This window comes from Streptococcus shenyangsis, assembly GCF_006385785.1.
Lineage (GTDB): Bacteria > Bacillota > Bacilli > Lactobacillales > Streptococcaceae > Streptococcus > Streptococcus shenyangsis.
Genome location: NZ_VFSH01000007.1, coordinates 19520 through 39051, shown reverse-complemented (window position 1 = coordinate 39051; position 19532 = coordinate 19520). Strand labels below are relative to the sequence as shown.

The following is a 19532-nucleotide window of genomic DNA, read 5'->3' as shown; positions in this document are numbered from 1 at the left end:
TCTCCTTTCTTTTTAGAGTTGTCAATAGAAGAAAGTCCATTAACGGACAATCTCTGCATCACAAGATGATTGCGCATGCAATAATTATACTACTTTTCAAGAAAGCTGGCAAGAAGGACGCAGGCATCTTTTATCCTAAATCAAGCCAATTTTTACAAGTCAAGAATTGTTTGTATCCCCTTTCTTCTCTAATTTTTAATGACTCTTGTGCATTTCCTTGAAATTTTCTGAAAAAAGAGTAAACTGGTATGCAGAAGTCTATTTCGTGGAGTTTAGGATGAAATTATATGTTCAATTAATGATTCTCTTTGTGATTTCTCTAATCGGAGAGGGGATTTCCAGTTTCTTTCATTTGCCTATCCCAGGCAGTATTATCGGTTTGATTATTCTTTTTCTAGCCCTGCAATTCAAGTGGTTGAGAACCAGGCATGTCAACATGGTTGGGAATTTCTTGCTGGCCAATATGACCATTCTCTTTTTGCCGCCAGCAGTGGGAATTATGGAGAAGTTTGATGTGATTGCTCCCTATCTTTTGCCAATTGTTTTGATTGTCTTTTTCGCAGCTGTTATCAATATTATCCTCATTGCTTTGGTGGTTCAGTTTATCAAGAGACGGTTTGAGGGAGATTATGAGAAAGGAGATGCCAAATGAGTGAATTTGTTTCCAATCCCCTGTTTGGGCTTGCCCTGTCTATCCTAGCTTACCTAGTGGGAATGCTGATTTACAGACGTTTTCCACATCCATTGACAACGCCCTTGCTTTTGTCAGCTGTTTTCATTATCATCTTTCTAAAGGTGACGGGTATTTCTTACCAAGATTACTACCAAGGTGGGGTTTATTTGAACAACTTGATTGTCCCATCGACCGTGGCTCTAGGGATTCCGCTTTATAAGAGTTTTCACTTGATGAAGCACCATGCTCGGAGTATTCTCTTTGGTAGTCTGCTAGCAGTAGTTGTCAATACCTCTTTCACGGCCCTTGTAGCTAAGATTTTTGGCATGGACTTTTTCCTAGCCATTTCACTCTTTCCTAAGTCAGTAACAACCGCCATGGCAGTAGGAATTACAGAAAAATTGCAAGGCTTGACGACCGTGACTTTGGTGGTTGTAGTGGCAACTGGGATTTTAACCAGTGTTATCGGCCCAACCCTTTTGAAGTGGTTGAAAATAGATGATCCAGTAGCTGTTGGTCTTTCCCTTGGAGGGACAGGCCATGCTGTCGGAACGGGAACAGCCTTTCGATACGGCTCTGTAGCAGGAGCTATGGGTGGTTTGGCTATCGGTGTTACCGGTATTCTCTATGTCTTTGTCAGCCCTATTGTAGCCAGTTTGATATTGAGTTAAATCAAAACCCAGCTGTTTAGCTGGGCATTTTTTATTGCAAATTAACCTTGTTTCTCAAGATGTGATAAGTTCCTAGATAGTAGATGGCTATAAGAATAACTTCTTCCAGAATAGTCATGATAATGCCCATCTGGAACTGATCAGCTCCTCCTGAGGTTGATGGGAAGTAAAAGCCAGGGTTAGAACGATAGAAGAGTTCAATAAAGCCAACGACAATTTGGATACCAATGTAGGCTACAATTGACAGTGCGGTACGGTATTCATTGAAAAGCTGTCCAATGGAAATAGCCAAGTAGATACAGAGGATTCCAGAAATGGTATTTAGTAGGAAGGATACCCCCATAAGAGAGAGTTGAGGAAGGTGTGTTCTTATAAATGGTATCAAGTCAGAAGTTGCAAACCAATCTGGAGCCGTTAGAGTCAGAACAATAAAAGCACTTAGAGCTAGTACAGCAGTGCTGACAATAGACCAAATAAAGGCACCGACTAATTTAGCAGTGATGATATGGTGTTCAGAAACTGGCAAGGTCAAAGTCAGATAGCCTTGTCGGTCATAGACACTTCCTTTGAATCGTTTAATAATCAAGAAGATAGTTGAAATCGCAAGTGTAATCATCAAACCACCAAAGACAGTAGCTAGAAAAACAAGTAGAACAGATAGATTTTTTTCAGGTAGTTTGATTAAGGATTGTGCTTGTATCCCGATAAGGGCAGAAAGGATGAGCACGGCAGCGTAGAGGGCTAAATACCACTTGTTAACATTTTTAAATTCGTAGCGGACTAAATTCCAAAACATAATAATCTCCTTTGCTTAGGCCTTAAATTCCTGACGGAAGAGTTGGTCAATGGATTCACCAGATTCATAGCGAATATCATCTACATTGCCTTGACGGATGACTTTTCCATCTTTGAGGAAGACAATTTCATCCAAGATTGGCTCGATATCAGAAATTAAGTGGGTAGAAATCAAAACGGTAGAAGTTGGGGAGTAGTTGTTGATAATGGTATTGAGAATATACTCACGGGCTGCTGGATCCACCCCACCAATGGGTTCGTCTAAAACGTAGAGACGAGCATCACGGCTCATAACCAAAATCAGTTGTACCTTTTCCTTGTTTCCTTTTGATAGTTTCTTGAGACGACTGTTTTCATCAATGCCTAGGTCTGCAAGTAGATGATGGGCGCGTTCAAGATTGAAATCTTTATAGAAGGTCTTGAAGTAGGTTAGGGCTTCTTTGACCTTCATTTGCTCATTGAGATAGGTCGTATCCGGCAAATAAGCCACGATAGCCTTGGTTGCTGGGCTTGGGTCCATGTCGTTGATGAGGACACGTCCTTGATCTGGTTGCAAGAGGCCATTGATTAGTTTAATCAGGGTTGTTTTCCCTGAGCCGTTTGGCCCAAGGAGACCAACAATTTTTCCAGCTGGGATGTCAAGAGAAACATTTTCAAGGGCTGGTGTTGCTCCATAAGATTTGGATACATTTTCAAATGCTAGTAATGACATAGGCTTAAACTCCTTTAATATAATCGCCGACTACGCCTGGTAGTTCTTCTTTTTCATAGCCAAAATGGGTCATGGAGGAAACGAAGTGTTCCAATTCTTCTTCTGATAATTGTTTACGCGATTGGGCGATTAGCTCCTTATCCTCAGTCACAAATCGTCCAGTTGTGCGCTTGCTGTAAACAAATCCTTCTCGTTCAAGGTCTGACAAGGCTCTTTGGATGGTGTTTGGATTGACACCTGCCTCGCTAGCTAGCTCTCGTACGGTTGGAAGTTGTTGATTGGGTTCCAGTGTATGGGAAACAATCTGAAGCTTGATTTTCTCCATAATCTGTAAATAGATGGGTTTTTTGTTGTCAAATGTCCAGGACATCTTGGTCTCCTTTCTCCTATCCTTTTGTCTTAATTAAATAATACAACAAAACAAAAAACTTGTCAAGCAAAAAGAAGAATTGTTTTGGGAATCGCTTAAAAAATGGTATAATGAAAAGAAAACGATAAGGAGGGAAAGGATGCGTTGTCCAAAATGTGGGGCTACCAAGTCAAGTGTTATCGATAGTCGCCAAGCAGAAGAAGGGAACACTATTCGTAGAAGACGTGAGTGCGATGAATGCCAGCACCGTTTTACAACCTACGAACGAGTAGAAGAAAGAACCTTAGTGGTTGTTAAAAAAGATGGCACACGGGAACAATTCTCCAGAGATAAAATCTTTAATGGAATTATCCGCTCAGCCCAGAAACGTCCTGTGTCAAGTGATGAAATCAACATGGTAGTCAATCGTATCGAACAGAAACTCCGTGGTCGAAATGAAAATGAAATTCAAAGTGAGGACATTGGTTCACTCGTCATGGAGGAGTTGGCTGAGTTGGATGAGATTACTTATGTACGTTTTGCCAGTGTCTATCGTAGTTTTAAGGATGTAAGTGAGTTAGAGAGTCTGCTCAAACAAATCACCCAGTCCTCTAAAAAGAAAAAGGAAAGATAAATGAAGCCAATTGACCGTTTTTCTTATCTAAAGAATAATCGGGTGTCGCAAGATACCTCATCTCTGGTACAGTGCTACCTCCCGATTATCGGTCAGGAGGCACTGAGCCTTTATCTTTATACCATTAGTTTTTGGGATAATGGCAGAAAGGAATATCTTTTTTCAAGTATTCTCAACCATCTCAACTTTGGGATGGATAGACTGATAAAATCCCTGAAAATTCTATCTGCTTTTAATCTCTTGACCCTCTATCAAAAGGGTGATACCTATCAGATAGTTATCCATGCTCCTCTATCTAGTCAGGACTTCTTGGAGCATCCTGTTTATCGCAGACTTTTGGAGAAGAAGATTGGTGATGCAGCTGTGGAGGATTTGAAAGTTGAGAGTGCTGAGGGAGAAGAAATACCTGTCTCACTCAATCAAGTCTTTCCAGACTTGGCAGAACTGGGAAGTCAAGAAGACCTTGGTCTCAAGAAGAAAGTGGCCAACGATTTTGACTTGGACCATTTTCGTCAGCTTATGTCTCGAGATGGGCTTCGTTTTGCGGATGAGCAGTCCGATGTCTTAAACCTCTTTGCTATTGCTGAGGAGAAGAAATGGACTTGGTTTGAAACTTATCAATTGGCCAAGTCAACAGCTGTTTCCCAGGTTATTTCAACCAAACGCATGCGTGAAAAAATTGCTCAAAAACCTGTTTCCTCTGACTTTAGTCCTAAGGAAGCAACCATTATCAAAGAAGCCAAAAGTAAAACTGCCCTGCAGTTCTTGGCAGAAATCAAGCAAACACGCAAGGGAACCATTACCCAAACAGAAAGAGACCTCTTGCAACAGATGGCTGGCTTGGGCTTGCTGGACGAAGTCATCAATATTATTCTCTTATTAACCTTTAATAAGGTGGATTCTGCAAACATCAATGAGAAATATGCCATGAAGGTGGCCAATGACTATGCCTATCAAAAAATTCATTCGGCAGAAGAGGCAGTTCTTCGGATCCGTGAGCGAGGGCAGAAAAGTCAGGCTCAAAAAAGCAGTAAACCCAGTTCTACCAAGTCCAATGTACCCAAGTGGAGTAATCCAGATTATAAGAATGAAACCAGCGAGGAAACTCGTCTGGAACTAGAACGTAAGAAACAAGAACTATTAGCTCGATTAGAAAAAGGAGGAGATTAGATGGAAAGTGTCGGAGACGTACTCAAACGTCAACCTAGCCGTTTTCATTATCAAGACTTGGTCCAGAAAATCATGAAGGACCCTGATGTTGCGGCCTTTATCCAGCAAGAATCCTTGACTCCAGAGGAATTAAATCGCAGTATCTCCAAGTTTAATCAGTACATCACCGAGCGCGACAAGTTTCTTCGTGGTGATACGGATTATATTGCCAAAGGCTACAAGCCTATTTTGGTTATGAATCATGGCTATGCGGACGTTTCTTATGAAGAAACTCCTGAACTAATCGCAGCGGAAAAAGAAGCGGCTATTAAGAATCGTCTCAAGTTAATCAATCTACCAGCCAGTCTCAAGAAAGCTAGTTTGGCTCAAGTTGATTTGGATGATTTAGGACGCTTGCCAGTTTTTGAAAAGCTATTAGCCTTCGTGGAGCAATATCCAGCTATTCGAAAAGGTCTTTACCTATATGGAGACTTTGGTGTGGGTAAAAGTTTCATGGTGGCTGCCTTAGCCCATGATTTATCAGAAAAACGTGGTGTTTCATCAACTCTCCTCCACTATCCTAGCTTTGTCATGGATGTCAAAAATGCTATCGGTGATGGTAATGTCAAGACCTTGGTGGATGAGATTAAACTGTCTGAAGTCCTGATTTTAGATGATATTGGTGCCGAGCAATCAACAGCTTGGGTGCGTGACGAAATCCTGCAGGTTATTCTCCAATATCGGATGCAGGAAAATTTACCGACCTTTTTCACCTCCAACTTCAACTTTGAAGATTTGGAGCTGCATTTCGCTAAAGGGAAGCATGGAAATGACGAAACCTGGGAAGCCAGACGCGTCATGGAACGCATCCGTTATTTGGTTGAGGAGACTCGTTTAGAAGGAGTTAACCGTCGATGACAGAAACGATTAAACTGATGAAAGCTCATAAATCTGTTCGAAGATTTAAGGATCAAGGCATTTCTCAGGAAGACTTGACTGAAATCCTGACAGCAGCCCAAATTGCCTCGTCTTGGAAGAATTTCCAATCCTACTCTGTGATTGTGGTACGAAGTCAAGAAAAGAAAGATGCCTTGTATGAATTGGTGCCTCAAGAAGCCATTCGCCAGTCAGCTGTTTTCCTTCTCTTTGTCGGAGATTTGAACCGAGCAGAAAAGGGAGCCCAGCTTCATACTGATTCATTCCAACCTCAAGGTGTAGAAGGTCTCTTGATTAGTTCGGTCGATGCAGCTCTTGCTGGTCAAAATGCCTTGCTGGCAGCTGAAAGCTTGGGCTATGGTGGTGTCATTATTGGCTTGGTGCGTTACAAGTCAGAAGAAGTAGCAGAGCTCTTTAACCTGCCTGACTACACCTATCCTGTCTTTGGGATGGCACTAGGAATACCAAATGAAGAACATGAAGTCAAACCTCGCTTGCCATTGAATCAAGTGGTGTTTGAGGAAGAATATCAGGAACAAACAGTTGATGTGATTGAGGCTTATGACCGTGTACAGGCTGACTATGCTGGGGCGCGTGCGACCACAAGCTGGAGTCAGCGCCTAGCAGAACAGTTTGGTCAAGCTGAACCAAGCTCAACTAGAAAAAATCTTGAACAGAAGAAGTTATTGTAGAAAGTGAGAAATTATGGCCCTACCAACTATTGCCATTGTAGGACGTCCCAATGTTGGGAAATCAACCCTATTTAATCGGATCGCTGGTGAGCGAATCTCCATTGTAGAAGATGTCGAAGGAGTGACACGTGACCGTATCTATGCGACGGGTGAGTGGCTCAATCGCTCTTTTAGCATGATTGATACAGGAGGAATCGATGATGTCGATGCTCCTTTCATGGAACAAATCAAGCACCAGGCAGAAATTGCCATGGAAGAAGCCGATGTTATCGTCTTTGTCGTGTCCGGTAAGGAAGGAATTACCGATGCAGACGAATACGTAGCTCGTAAGCTTTATAAGACCCACAAACCAGTTATCCTCGCGGTTAACAAGGTGGACAACCCTGAGATGCGAAATGATATCTATGATTTTTATGCCCTCGGTTTGGGCGAACCACTGCCTATCTCATCTGTTCATGGTATCGGTACAGGAGATGTGCTAGATGCCATCGTAGAAAATCTTCCAAATGAATATGAAGAAGAAAATCCAGATGTGATTAAGTTTAGCTTGATTGGTCGTCCCAACGTCGGAAAATCAAGCTTGATTAACGCTATCTTGGGGGAAGACCGTGTCATTGCTAGTCCTGTTGCTGGAACAACGCGTGACGCCATTGATACCCACTTTACAGATACAGATGGTCAAGAGTTTACCATGATTGATACGGCTGGTATGCGTAAGTCTGGTAAGGTTTATGAAAATACCGAGAAATACTCTGTCATGCGTGCCATGCGTGCTATTGACCGTTCAGATGTGGTCTTAATGGTCATCAATGCGGAAGAGGGTATTCGTGAATACGACAAGCGTATCGCAGGATTTGCCCATGAAGCTGGTAAAGGGATGATTATCGTAGTCAACAAGTGGGATACGCTTGAAAAAGACAACCACACTATGAAAAACTGGGAAGAAGATATTCGTGAGCAGTTCCAATACCTGCCTTACGCACCGATTATCTTTGTATCAGCTTTGACCAAGCAACGTCTCCACAAACTTCCTGAGATGATTAAGCAAATCAGTGAAAGTCAAAATACACGTATTCCATCAGCTGTCTTGAACGATGTTATTATGGATGCCATTGCCATCAATCCAACACCGACAGACAAAGGAAAACGTCTTAAGATTTTCTATGCGACCCAAGTGGCAACAAAACCACCAACCTTTGTCATCTTTGTCAATGAAGAAGAACTTATGCACTTTTCTTACCTACGTTTCTTGGAAAATCAAATTCGCAAGGCCTTTGTCTTTGAAGGAACACCGATTCATCTCATCGCAAGAAAACGTAAATAAAAAAGTAGAATCTGGAATGACATTTCCAGATTTTTTTGATAGAATGAAGTTGAAGAAAACGCTATCAAATAGAGAGGGGGCCGGTGATGAAACATTTGTTTAAATTGATAATCTTATTTCCCTGGTTTTACTTTTTCAGCTGGATTGAAAAGGCCGATAGAGATAGTAAATTTTTCCCAATTTTTTACTATTTTTACTGGTTTTACATCCCCCTCTATGCTCTTTTTAGCCTTGCTTGGACAGTTATTTCAGTTCTGTTTTTCAATATCGTCATGAGAAATTTGACAGATATCAAGTTATGGGGCATTTGGTTTCTTTTTATTCTGCTAGCTATTGGTCTGAATAGGTTAACTTATTTCTGTTTCAAAAAAATGCTTCGCTTGAGGCGAGAACTCGGGAAGTCTAAAGCGGGGAGAATTGATTTATATTGGTAATAACATTTAATAGAACGAAACTAAAGAAAACAATTTTAAAGAGGAGGTGTCGATGATGAAACTGTCGTTTAATTGGTTTAATTTGATACTCTTATTTCCTTGTTTATATTTTTTCTATTGGATAGACAATGCTGACAGAAACAGTAAAATTTTCCCCATCTTCTACTATTTTTACTGGATTTATATTTCCCTTTTAGCTCTGTTTAGCTTGGATATGACAATTTTTTCATTCTTATTTTTCCCTTTTGTTCTAAATCATGAATCAGATGCTAGTGCTTGGGGTGTTTGGTTGCTTTTGATAGTCTTATCTCTAGGTAGTGACTGGTTAGACTATATCTGTTTCAAAAACATGTTTCGCTTGAGACGGGAACTAGGGAAGTCTAACGGTGGAAGGCATTGATTTATACTCTTCGAAAATCTCTTTAAACCACGTCAACGTCGTCTTGGATTATATATGTAACTGACTTCGTCAGTTCTATCTGCAACCTCAAAACTGTGTTTTGAGCAACCTACGGCTAGTTTCCTAGTTTGCTCTTTGATTTTAATTTAGTATTATATTACTTTCTATTTGTAGGAGGTGGCTTATGGAACATCTAAAATCATTTATTACACGCTATTCCAAGGTCTATATTGGTTTAGTTCTGCTGATCTGGCTGGCTTTCTTCTTTGTTCCTTGGGATAAACCAGTTCTGGGAATATCTATCAATCTCTTAATCATGCAGAAAGTTTTACTAGTTTTTGGAATTCTGTCGATTTTGATGGCTTTGCTGTCCAAGAAAGTCAGTCTTTTTGTTTTTGGACTCATCTGCTGTCTTTCTCTTTGGATTAATCTATTTATCCTATTTGCTCTTTTGCCGATTTTTGGCAATTAAAGTATCATAAAAGTCAGAGAGGTTAGCTTGGAAACTAGCCTCTTTTTCCTTTTCAAAATGGGGATTCTTCCTTGAAAATAATCAGTAATTGTGCTAAAATTAAAAGAACATTCTAAAATATTCGGAATTTAAAGTAAGGAAAAACATGGCTAATATTTTAAAAACAATTATCGAAAATGATAAAGGAGAAATCCGTCGTCTGGAAAAGATGGCTGACAAGGTTTTCAAATACGAAGACCAAATGGCTGCTTTGACTGATGACCAACTAAAAGCAAAAACAGTTGAATTTAAAGAACGTTATCAAAATGGAGAATCACTGGATTCATTGCTTTATGAAGCATTTGCGGTTGTCCGTGAGGGTGCCAAACGTGTCCTAGGTCTATTCCCTTATAAGGTTCAGGTCATGGGGGGAATCGTTCTTCACCATGGTGACGTGCCAGAGATGCGTACAGGGGAAGGGAAAACCTTGACTGCGACCATGCCCGTATACCTCAACGCCCTTTCAGGTAAAGGGGTTCACGTAGTTACGGTCAATGAATACCTGTCAGAACGTGACGCGACTGAGATGGGTGAATTGTACTCATGGCTTGGTTTGTCAGTAGGGATTAACTTGGCTGCTAAATCTCCAATGGAGAAAAAAGAAGCCTATGAGTGTGACATTACCTACTCAACTAACTCAGAAATCGGATTTGACTACCTTCGTGATAACATGGTCGTTCGCGCTGAAAACATGGTACAACGTCCGCTTAACTATGCCTTGGTCGATGAGGTTGACTCAATCTTGATTGACGAGGCCCGTACACCTTTGATCGTATCAGGTGCTAACGCAGTTGAAACCAGTCAGCTTTACCACATGGCAGACCACTATGTAAAATCTTTGGACAAAGACGACTACATCATCGATGTGCAGTCTAAGACTATTGGTTTGTCTGATTCAGGGATTGACAAGGCTGAAAGCTACTTCAAACTTGAAAATCTCTATGATATCGAAAACGTAGCTCTGACTCACTTTATCGATAACGCCCTTCGTGCCAACTACATCATGCTTCTCGATATTGACTATGTGGTGAGCGAAGAGCAAGAAATTTTGATCGTCGACCAATTTACAGGTCGTACCATGGAAGGTCGTCGTTATTCTGATGGATTGCACCAAGCCATTGAAGCTAAAGAAGGTGTGCCAATTCAGGATGAAACCAAGACATCTGCCTCAATCACTTACCAAAACCTTTTCCGTATGTACAAGAAATTGTCTGGTATGACGGGTACAGGTAAGACTGAGGAAGAAGAATTCCGAGAAATTTACAACATTCGTGTTATTCCAATCCCAACAAACCGTCCTGTTCAACGTATTGACCATCCAGACCTACTTTTTGCTAGCATTGAAGCTAAGTTTAAAGCGGTTGTTGAAGACGTTAAGGCTCGTTACCAAAAAGGTCAGCCTGTCTTGGTTGGTACAGTAGCGGTTGAAACTAGTGATTACATTTCTAAGAAATTGGTCGAGGCTGGTGTTCCTCACGAAGTCTTGAATGCCAAGAACCACTATAAAGAAGCCCAAATCATTATGAATGCTGGTCAACGTGGTGCTGTTACTATTGCGACTAACATGGCCGGTCGTGGTACCGACATCAAGCTTGGTGAAGGAGTTCGTGAACTTGGAGGACTTTGCGTTATTGGTACAGAGCGTCATGAAAGCCGTCGTATCGATAACCAGCTTCGTGGACGTTCAGGTCGTCAAGGAGATCCAGGTGAGTCACAATTCTACCTATCTCTTGAAGATGACTTGATGAAACGTTTTGGTTCTGAACGCTTGAAGGGAATTTTTGAACGTCTCAACATGTCTGAAGAGGCCATTGAGTCTCGCATGTTGACGCGTCAGGTTGAAGCAGCACAAAAACGTGTCGAAGGAAATAACTACGATACCCGTAAACAAGTCCTTCAATACGATGATGTCATGCGTGAACAACGTGAGATTATCTATGCTCAACGTTACGACGTTATCACTGCAGATCGTGACTTGGCACCTGAAATTCACTCTATGATCAAACGCACGATTGGTCGTGTCGTCGATGGTCATGCGCGTGCCAAACAAGATGAAAAACTAGAGGCAATTTTGAACTTTGCTAAGTACAACTTGCTTCCTGAAGATTCTATTTCTGTTGAAGACTTGTCAGGCTTGTCTGATAAGGCTATTAAGGAAGAACTCTTCCAACGTGCCTTGCAAGTTTACGATAGTCAGGTTTCAAAACTACGCGATGAAGAAGCAGTTAAAGAATTCCAAAAAGTCTTGATTCTACGAGTGGTGGATAACAAGTGGACAGATCATATCGATGCCCTTGATCAATTGCGTAACGCGGTTGGACTTCGTGGCTATGCTCAGAACAACCCTGTTGTTGAGTATCAGGCAGAAGGTTTCCGTATGTTTAATGACATGATTGGTTCGATTGAGTTTGATGTGACACGCTTGATGATGAAAGCCCAAATTCATGAACAAGAAAGACCACAAGCAGAACACCATATCATCAGTACAACAGCGACTCGTAATATCGCTGCCCACCAAGCAAATATGCCAGAAGATTTGGATTTGAGCCAGATTGGACGGAATGAACTTTGCCCATGTGGTTCTGGTAAGAAGTTTAAAAACTGTCACGGAAAAAGACAATAAAATGAGATAGTTTAGAGGCGGATACCTTGTGAAAAGTAAATTTTTACCTGGTATCCGTTTGCTTTATAAGGAGATGAGTTATGGTATTTACAGCAAAAAGTCCTAAAATTAATATTGAAGAAGTTCGTGCCTTATCAAAATTAGAAGGCCAAGCTTTGGAGAGAAAATCACAGCGCGATCAAGAGCTAGAAGCCATTATACGTGGAGAAGACCAACGAATTCTCTTGGTAATCGGACCATGCTCATCTGACAATGAAGAAGCTGTTCTTGAGTACGCTAAGCGTTTGGCAGTCCTACAAGAAGAAGTAGCAGACCGTATCTTTATGGTTATGCGTGTTTATACTGCCAAACCTCGTACCAACGGAGATGGCTATAAGGGATTAATTCACCAGCCTAACACGGCAGAAGCGCCTAGTCTTATCAACGGAATCAAAGCTGTTCGCCATCTTCACTATCGTGTCATCACGGAAACAGGTATGACGACAGCTGATGAAATGCTTTATCCTGAAAATCTTCCTCTTGTGGATGATCTGATTTCTTACATGGCGGTTGGTGCCCGTTCGGTTGAAGACCAGCAACACCGCTTTGTGGCAAGTGGGGCAGATTTTGCGACTGGGTTTAAAAATCCAACATCTGGAAATCTCAATGTTATGTTTAATGGGATTTATGCTGCTCAAAACAAACAAAGTTTCCTTTTTCTAGGAAAAGAAGTGGAAACAACTGGGAATCCGCTTTCGCACGCCATTCTTCGTGGAGCAATCAATGAGTATGGTAAGAATATTCCCAACTACTACTATGATAATTTGATGGATACCATTGCCCAGTATGAGAAAATGGGCTTGGAAAATCCCTTTATCATTGTAGACACCAATCATGACAATTCTGGCAAGCAATACATGGACCAGATTCGAATTGTCCGCCAGACCTTAATTAATCGTGATTGGAATGAAAAAATCAAGCAGTACGTTCGTGGCTTTATGATTGAGTCTTATCTAGAAGATGGTCGTCAAAACGAACCAGAAGTATTTGGCAAGTCTATCACAGATCCTTGTCTGGGCTGGGAAAATACGGAAGCCCTTGTCAGAGAAATCTATCAAACGCTAGGAGAATAAGATGGCATTTATTGAAAAAGGTCAAGAAATTGATATTGAAGCAATCAAGGCAGAAACCCAATTGTCTGCGGAAGCCTTGCGACTAAAAGAGCGCCGTGATAGAGAATTGGCAGACATTATTTCAGGAGAAGATGACAGAATTCTTTTGGTGATTGGTCCTTGCTCTTCTGACAATGAAGAGGCTGTCTTGGAATATGCCCGCCGTTTATCTGCCTTGCAAAAGAAGGTGGCGGACAAGATTTTCATGGTTATGCGTGTTTATACAGCTAAACCTCGTACTAACGGAGACGGCTATAAAGGTTTAGTTCACCAACCAGATACTTCTAAGGCTCCAAGCTTGATTAACGGCTTGCAGGCTGTGCGCCAGTTGCACTACCGCGTGATTACAGAGACTGGTTTGACAACGGCAGACGAGATGCTTTATCCGTCAAATTTGGTCTTGGTAGATGATTTGGTCAGCTACCATGCTGTTGGGGCTCGTTCTGTGGAAGACCAAGAGCACCGCTTTGTGGCCTCAGGAATTGATGCACCAGTCGGAATGAAAAATCCAACCTCTGGAAATTTGGGTGTCATGTTTAATGGCATCTATGCCGCTCAAAATAAACAGACCTTCCTTTTCCATGGGCAAGAAGTTGAGACTTCAGGAAATCCCTTGGCCCATGTCATCCTTCGTGGGGCAGTTAATGAATATGGGAAAAATGAGCCTAACTTTTACTATGAAACTTTGCTAAATGCCATTGAACGTTATGAGACCATGGGACTTGAAAATCCTTTTATCCTCATTGATACCAACCATGATAACTCAGGCAAGCAATATATGGAACAGATTCGAATTGTTCGTCAGACCTTGCAAAATCGTGATTGGAACGAGAAAATCAAAAAGATAGTTCGAGGCTTTATGATTGAATCTTACCTAGCAGATGGTCGTCAAAACCAACCAGAGGTCTTTGGTTGCTCTATTACCGACCCTTGCCTAGGTTGGGAAAATACAGAGGCTTTGGTAGAAGAGATTTATGCTACCTTGACAAAATAAGTGAAAAGGATGGAGTTGGGGGAATCTCAACTCCTTTTGATGAGAATGATAGTTGGACACGGAATTGACATTGAAGAATTGGCTTCGATAGAAAGCGCATTTACACGACATGAAGGTTTTGCCAAGCGCGTGCTGACCACTAAGGAAATGGAACGATTTAACAGTCTTAAAGGGCGCAGGCAGATTGAATACTTGGCTGGTCGCTGGTCGGCTAAGGAGGCTTTTTCCAAGGCTATGGGAACTGGTATTGGAAAGCTCGGTTTTCAGGATTTAGAAGTTTTGAACAATGAACGCGGGGCGCCTTATTTTAGTCAGTCACCATTTTCAGGAAAGATTTGGCTGTCTATCAGCCACACAGATCAGTTTGTGACAGCCAGTGTCATTTTGGAGGAAAATCATGAAAGCTAGTCCACATAGACCAACCAAGGCTCTGATTCATCTGGGAGCTATTCGACAAAATATTCAGCAAATGGGAGATCATATCCCTCAAGGAACGCTCAAGTTGGCTGTGGTCAAGGCCAATGCCTATGGACATGGGGCTGTTGCTGTTGCCACGGCGATTCAAGATGATGTTGATGGTTTTTGCGTTTCCAATATTGATGAAGCCATTGAACTCAGACAAGCTGGACTCAGGAAGAAAATCCTTATTTTAGGAGTTTCTGACATCGAAGCAGTTGCTCTAGCTAAAGAATACGACATCACCTTGACTGTGGCTGGACTGGAGTGGATTCAATCACTCTTAGATAAGGAATCAGACCTAACTGGATTGACAGTCCACCTCAAGATTGATTCAGGAATGGGACGGATCGGTTTTAGAGAAGCAAGTGAGGTTGAGCAGGCTCAAGCTTTGCTCCAACAATACGGTGCGCATGTTGAGGGGATTTTTACCCACTTTGCTACTGCTGATGAAGAATCAGATTACTACTTTAATGCCCAGTTAGAACGGTTTAAATCTATTTTGGCCAGTATGAAAGGTCTTCCAGACTTGGTTCATGCCAGTAATTCGGCAACGACCCTTTGGCATGCAGATACCATTTTCAATGCCGTCCGTATGGGAGATGCTATGTATGGTTTAAACCCAAGCGGAGAGGTCTTGGACTTGCCTTATGACTTGACTCCAGCCTTGACCTTGGAGTCTGCTTTAGTTCATGTCAAGACAGTTCCAGCTGGAGCTTGCATGGGCTACGGAGCGACCTATCAGGCGGATAGCGAGCAAGTCATCGCGACCTTGCCAATCGGCTATGCGGATGGTTGGACACGTGACATGCAGAATTTCTCCGTCTTGGTAGATGGGCAAGCCTGCCCAATCGTCGGGCGGGTTTCGATGGACCAAATCACCATTCGTCTGCCTAAGCCTTATCAGCTGGGAACCAAGGTAACCTTAATTGGTTCTAATGGGGGCAAGGAGATCACAGCTACTCAAGTAGCTACCTACCGTGGGACTATTAACTATGAGGTGGTTTGTCTTCTAAGCGACCGCATTCCGAGAGAATATGATTAGCAAAGAAAGGAGTGGAGCATGAATCTACATCAACCCTTGCATGTCTTACCTGGTGTGGGACCAAAGTCAGCAGAAAAATACGCCAAACTAGGAATTGAAAACTTGCAAGACCTCTTGCTCTACTTTCCTTTCCGTTATGAAGACTTTAAGACTAAGCAGGTGCTGGATCTGGAAGACGGGGAAAAGGCAGTTCTGTCTGGACAAGTCGTGACTCCTGCCAGTGTTCAGTATTATGGTTTCAAACGCAATCGCCTGCGCTTTAGTCTTAAACAGGGAGAAGTCGTTTTTGCGGTGAATTTCTTTAACCAGCCCTATCTAGCTGATAAGATAGAGTTGGGAGCAACCTTTGCTGTCTTTGGAAAATGGGATCGCGCCAAGGCTAGTCTGACAGGGATAAAGGTACTGGCTCAGGTGGAAGATGACCTCCAACCTGTCTATCGCTTGGCTCAGGGAATCAGTCAGGCCAGTCTGGTCAAGATCATCAAGACGGCCTTTGATCAGGGGCTGGACCTCTTAATAGAAGAAAATCTTCCTCAGTCCTTGCTGGACAAATACAAACTCATGTCCCGTTGTCAGGCCGTTCGTGCCATGCATTTTCCTAAGGATTTGGGAGAATACAAGCAGGCACTTCGCCGTATCAAATTTGAGGAACTTTTTTACTTTCAAATGCAGTTACAGACGCTCAAGTCTGAAAATAGAGTTCAGGGAAGTGGTCTGGTTCTGAATTGGTCTAAGGAAAAAGTGACAACAGTCAAGGAAAGCTTGCCTTTTGCCTTGACTCAAGCTCAAGAAAAGAGTTTGCAGGAAATTTTGACAGACATGAAGTCGGATCACCACATGAATCGTCTCTTGCAAGGAGATGTGGGGAGTGGAAAAACAGTCGTCGCTGGCTTGGCCATGTTTGCGGCGGTGACAGCTGGCTATCAGGCAGCCCTCATGGTGCCAACAGAGATTCTAGCAGAGCAGCATTTTGAGAGTTTGAAGGGGCTTTTTCCAGACTTGAAATTAGCTCTCTTGACAGGTTCCTTGAAGTCTGCAGAAAAGAGAGAAGTTTTGGAGAACATTGCCAAGGGTGAGGCTGATTTGATTATCGGAACCCACGCTCTGATTCAGGATGGGGTAGATTATGCTCGTCTTGGTTTGATCATTATCGATGAGCAGCACCGTTTTGGTGTGGGGCAAAGGCGTATTTTACGTGAAAAAGGGGACAATCCAGATGTACTCATGATGACAGCGACTCCCATACCACGAACCTTGGCTATCACAGCCTTTGGCGATATGGATGTTTCCATTATTGACCAGATGCCAGCAGGACGGAAACCTATTGTGACACGCTGGATCAAGCATGAGCAATTGCCTCAGGTCTTGACTTGGTTAGAGGGGGAAATTCAAAAAGGTTCTCAAGCCTATGTCATCTCTCCCTTGATTGAAGAATCAGAAGCTCTGGATTTGAAAAATGCCATTGCCTTATCAGAGGAATTGACGGCTCATTTTGCAGGTAAGGCAGAGGTGGCTCTTTTACATGGTAAGATGAAGAGTGATGAAAAAGACCAGATTATGCAGGAGTTCAAAGAGCGAAAAACGGATATTCTAGTTTCAACGACGGTTATCGAGGTCGGGGTTAACGTTCCCAATGCGACTGTTATGGTTATTATGGATGCCGATCGCTTCGGTCTCAGCCAGCTTCACCAGCTCAGAGGTCGTGTCGGTCGGGGGGACAAGCAGTCCTATGCTGTTCTCGTTGCTAATCCTAAGACTGATTCTGGGAAAGATCGCATGCGCATCATGACAGAAACCACCAATGGATTTGTCCTTGCGGAGGAAGATTTGAAAATGCGGGGTTCGGGTGAGATTTTTGGAACCAGACAGTCAGGTCTCCCAGAGTTTCAAGTGGCTGATATTATCGAAGATTTTCCGATTTTAGAAGAAGCCAGAAAGGTTGCTAGCTACATTAGTTCGATAGAAGGTTGGCAAGAGGATCCAGAGTGGCGCATGATTGCCCTTCATTTGGAAAAGAAAGAACATCTAGATTGAGCTTTCTCTAAGGAAATCTTATACTCAATGAAAATCAAAGAGCAAACTAGGAAGCTAGCCGCAAGCTGTACTTGAGTACGGTAAGGCGACGCTGACGTGGTTTGAATTTGATTTTCGAAGAGTATTAAGCTAGCTTTCAGGTTTGCCCTTTATACTAGAGTTATCAAAAAGAAACGAGGACTCTCACATGACAGTAACGATTAAAGTAAATTACCAAACCACTTTCCAAAAGAAAGAAGCAACAAAATAAGATTGAACAGAGAAGAAGGGCAGAAATGCTCTTTTTTCGTTTCTAAAACTACTTTCAGTCCATCATCCTAAAAGTAAAGAATCTAAAATCACTTTCTATTTGCTTTTCTTTCTTGCATTGCTTTTCTAGATATGCTACATTTATGATAGCGATTACAAAAAGGAGCATGTTATGAAAAATCCAGCTTTGTTAAAAGAAATCAAGACTTATAGAGGAAGGGATGAGGTTCCAGAAGACTTTGATGCTTTCTGGGATGGGGAAGTGAAAAAAGTTTCAACTCTTCCAGCCTACCAGTTGGAGGAAAGAGATTTCTGCATTCCTCAAGTCAAGTGCTATGAGTTAACATTTGAAGGAACCAATGAAGGTAAGGTCTATGCGCGCGTCGTTCTTCCAAAGAGTGAGGAAAAAGTTCCTCTAATCTTCCATTTCCATGGTTATATGGGACGTGGCTGGGACTGGGCTGACATGCTGGCCTATACCGTGTCTGGTTACGGTGTTGTCTCCATGGATGTGCGGGGCCAGTCAGGTTACTCGCAAGACGGTTTGCGTTCTCCTCTTGGAAATACCGTTAAGGGGCATATCATCCGTGGTGCTGTGGAAGGTCGGGAGCATCTCTTTTATAAGGATGTTTATCTGGATATTTACCAGTTGGTTGAAATTATTGCCAGTCTGCCACAGGTAAATGAGAAGAGACTTTCTAGTTATGGTGCCTCGCAAGGAGGGGCTCTAGCTCTAGTTGCAGCAGCGCTCAATCCTCGGATTCAGAAAACAGTTGCCATCTATCCCTTCTTGTCAGACTTTAGACGGGTGCTTGAGATTGGGAATACTAGCGAGGCTTACGACGAACTTTTCCGTTATTTCAAGTTCCATGATCCATTCCATGAAACTGAGGAGGCAATCATGGCTACCCTTGCCTATATCGATGTGAAAAATCTCGCTCATCGTATCAAGGGTGAAGTTAAGATGATTACGGGCTTGGACGACGATGTTTGCTATCCTATTACCCAGTTTGCAATTTACAACCGTCTGACCTGCGATAAGGCCTATCGCATCATGCCTGAGTATGCCCACGAAGCCATGAATGTCTTTGTCAATGACCAAGTCTACAACTGGCTTTGTGGTAGTGAGATTCCTTTTAAATATGTGAAGTGATGAATGAGAGAGCCTAGTGGCTCTCTTTTTGTATAGAGTCTAGTCAGCAAATATTCTAGTTCATATATACTTTGAAATTCAGCAACTCTTATAGCTATCACTGTATTTTAGGGAAAGAATGATACAGTCCTTAATATGAACTATCATACGAATACTTCGAAGCTGCAATTTCTGTTTTTTTGATTTTTAATTAGTATGAATCAGCGGAGAGTGACAAGTTATCTTATACTCTTCGAAAATCTCTTCAAACCACGGCAGCTTTATCTGCAACCTCAAAACAGTGCTTTGAGCAGCCTGCGGCTAGCTTTCTAGTTTGCTTTTTGATTTTTATTGAGTATGAGTTTTTTTCTTGACCTTGGTGTAAAACAATTCATTTTGCTATCTAGTTTGGTATAGTTCTTTCAAGACATTGGAAAGCGTCTGTAAAATATGTTATAATTTATAAGAAAATATACAGTTTGGCTACAAATGAACATTTATATATAAGTTTATGTATAACTTAGTTTTTCTGATTAGGATAATATCTTATAAAAAACTATATTCTTGG

The 19532-nt window shown here is 42.1% G+C and carries 20 protein-coding genes; 17 read left to right on the top strand and 3 right to left on the bottom strand.

Annotated elements, in window-relative coordinates; all coding sequences use genetic code 11:
• The first annotated feature begins 277 nt into the window (after positions 1-277).
• Both FJR77_RS06215 and FJR77_RS06210 read left to right on the top strand, forming a co-directional pair.
• A complete protein-coding gene (locus FJR77_RS06215) occupies positions 278-652 on the top strand; it encodes a CidA/LrgA family protein (RefSeq protein WP_000781325.1) in 375 nt (124 codons plus the stop codon).
• Positions 649-1344: an LrgB family protein gene (locus FJR77_RS06210; protein WP_001288952.1), complete on the top strand. Its 696-nt coding sequence runs from the start codon at positions 649-651 to the stop codon at positions 1342-1344. Before FJR77_RS06215 ends, FJR77_RS06210 begins: the two co-directional genes overlap by 4 nt.
• 31 nt (positions 1345-1375) lie before the next feature.
• Here the strand turns inward: FJR77_RS06210 and FJR77_RS06205 are convergent, their stop codons facing one another.
• From FJR77_RS06205 to FJR77_RS06195, 3 genes are read right to left on the bottom strand one after another with little or no spacing between them, the layout of a single operon-like run.
• Positions 1376-2140: a hypothetical protein gene (locus FJR77_RS06205; RefSeq protein ID WP_140833784.1), complete on the bottom strand. Its 765-nt coding sequence runs from the start codon at positions 2138-2140 to the stop codon at positions 1376-1378.
• A gap of 15 nt (positions 2141-2155) precedes the next feature.
• Positions 2156-2851, bottom strand: coding sequence for an ABC transporter ATP-binding protein (locus FJR77_RS06200; protein ID WP_140833782.1), 696 nt, complete (start codon positions 2849-2851; stop codon positions 2156-2158).
• Positions 2852-2855: 4 nt separating this feature from the next.
• Positions 2856-3221: a GntR family transcriptional regulator gene (locus FJR77_RS06195; protein WP_000119149.1), complete on the bottom strand. Its 366-nt coding sequence runs from the start codon at positions 3219-3221 to the stop codon at positions 2856-2858.
• A 139-nt stretch (positions 3222-3360) separates the two neighbouring features.
• Between FJR77_RS06195 and nrdR the strand changes: the two genes are divergently transcribed.
• From nrdR to FJR77_RS06115, 15 genes are all read left to right on the top strand, one after another.
• Positions 3361-3834, top strand: a complete 474-nt coding sequence (gene nrdR / locus FJR77_RS06190) for a transcriptional regulator NrdR (protein WP_140833780.1) — start codon at positions 3361-3363, stop codon at positions 3832-3834.
• Entirely contained in the window at positions 3835-5004 is a 1170-nt protein-coding gene (locus FJR77_RS06185; protein WP_140833778.1) for a DnaD domain protein, read from the top strand.
• Entirely contained in the window at positions 5005-5901 is an 897-nt protein-coding gene (gene dnaI / locus FJR77_RS06180) for a primosomal protein DnaI (protein ID WP_140833776.1), read from the top strand.
• Complete coding sequence (locus FJR77_RS06175) at positions 5898-6611, top strand: NADPH-dependent oxidoreductase (protein ID WP_140833773.1); 714 nt, start codon at positions 5898-5900, stop codon at positions 6609-6611. The genes dnaI and FJR77_RS06175 overlap by 4 nt, the downstream gene beginning before the upstream one ends.
• Positions 6612-6624: 13 nt before the next feature.
• Complete coding sequence (gene der, locus FJR77_RS06170) at positions 6625-7935, top strand: ribosome biogenesis GTPase Der (RefSeq protein WP_001207696.1); 1311 nt, start codon at positions 6625-6627, stop codon at positions 7933-7935.
• An 86-nt stretch (positions 7936-8021) separates the two neighbouring features.
• Positions 8022-8369 carry a hypothetical protein gene (locus FJR77_RS10330; RefSeq protein ID WP_140833771.1) on the top strand — a complete coding sequence of 116 codons (348 nt, stop codon included), beginning with the start codon at positions 8022-8024 and terminating at the stop codon, positions 8367-8369.
• 52 nt (positions 8370-8421) lie between these two features.
• Positions 8422-8769, top strand: a complete 348-nt coding sequence (locus tag FJR77_RS10325) for a hypothetical protein (RefSeq protein ID WP_140833768.1) — start codon at positions 8422-8424, stop codon at positions 8767-8769.
• Between the two features lie 184 nt (positions 8770-8953).
• Entirely contained in the window at positions 8954-9241 is a 288-nt protein-coding gene (locus tag FJR77_RS06155) for a hypothetical protein (RefSeq protein WP_061087687.1), read from the top strand.
• A gap of 145 nt (positions 9242-9386) precedes the next feature.
• A complete protein-coding gene (secA, locus tag FJR77_RS06150; RefSeq protein ID WP_140833766.1) occupies positions 9387-11903 on the top strand; it encodes a preprotein translocase subunit SecA in 2517 nt (838 codons plus the stop codon).
• 80 nt (positions 11904-11983) lie between these two features.
• Entirely contained in the window at positions 11984-13015 is a 1032-nt protein-coding gene (locus FJR77_RS06145; protein ID WP_049538788.1) for a 3-deoxy-7-phosphoheptulonate synthase, read from the top strand.
• Position 13016: 1 nt separating this feature from the next.
• Complete coding sequence (locus FJR77_RS06140) at positions 13017-14048, top strand: 3-deoxy-7-phosphoheptulonate synthase (RefSeq protein WP_140833763.1); 1032 nt, start codon at positions 13017-13019, stop codon at positions 14046-14048.
• A 45-nt stretch (positions 14049-14093) separates the two neighbouring features.
• On the top strand, positions 14094-14456 hold the full coding sequence (gene acpS, locus FJR77_RS06135; protein ID WP_216629102.1) for a holo-ACP synthase: 363 nt from the start codon (positions 14094-14096) through the stop codon (positions 14454-14456).
• Positions 14446-15549: an alanine racemase gene (gene alr, locus FJR77_RS06130; protein ID WP_140833759.1), complete on the top strand. Its 1104-nt coding sequence runs from the start codon at positions 14446-14448 to the stop codon at positions 15547-15549. Before acpS ends, alr begins: the two co-directional genes overlap by 11 nt.
• A gap of 18 nt (positions 15550-15567) precedes the next feature.
• Positions 15568-17583, top strand: coding sequence for an ATP-dependent DNA helicase RecG (gene recG, locus FJR77_RS06125; RefSeq protein WP_140833757.1), 2016 nt, complete (start codon positions 15568-15570; stop codon positions 17581-17583).
• 421 nt (positions 17584-18004) lie between these two features.
• Positions 18005-18985, top strand: a complete 981-nt coding sequence (locus tag FJR77_RS06115) for an acetylxylan esterase (protein ID WP_140833751.1) — start codon at positions 18005-18007, stop codon at positions 18983-18985.
• The last annotated feature ends 547 nt before the right edge of the window (positions 18986-19532 follow it).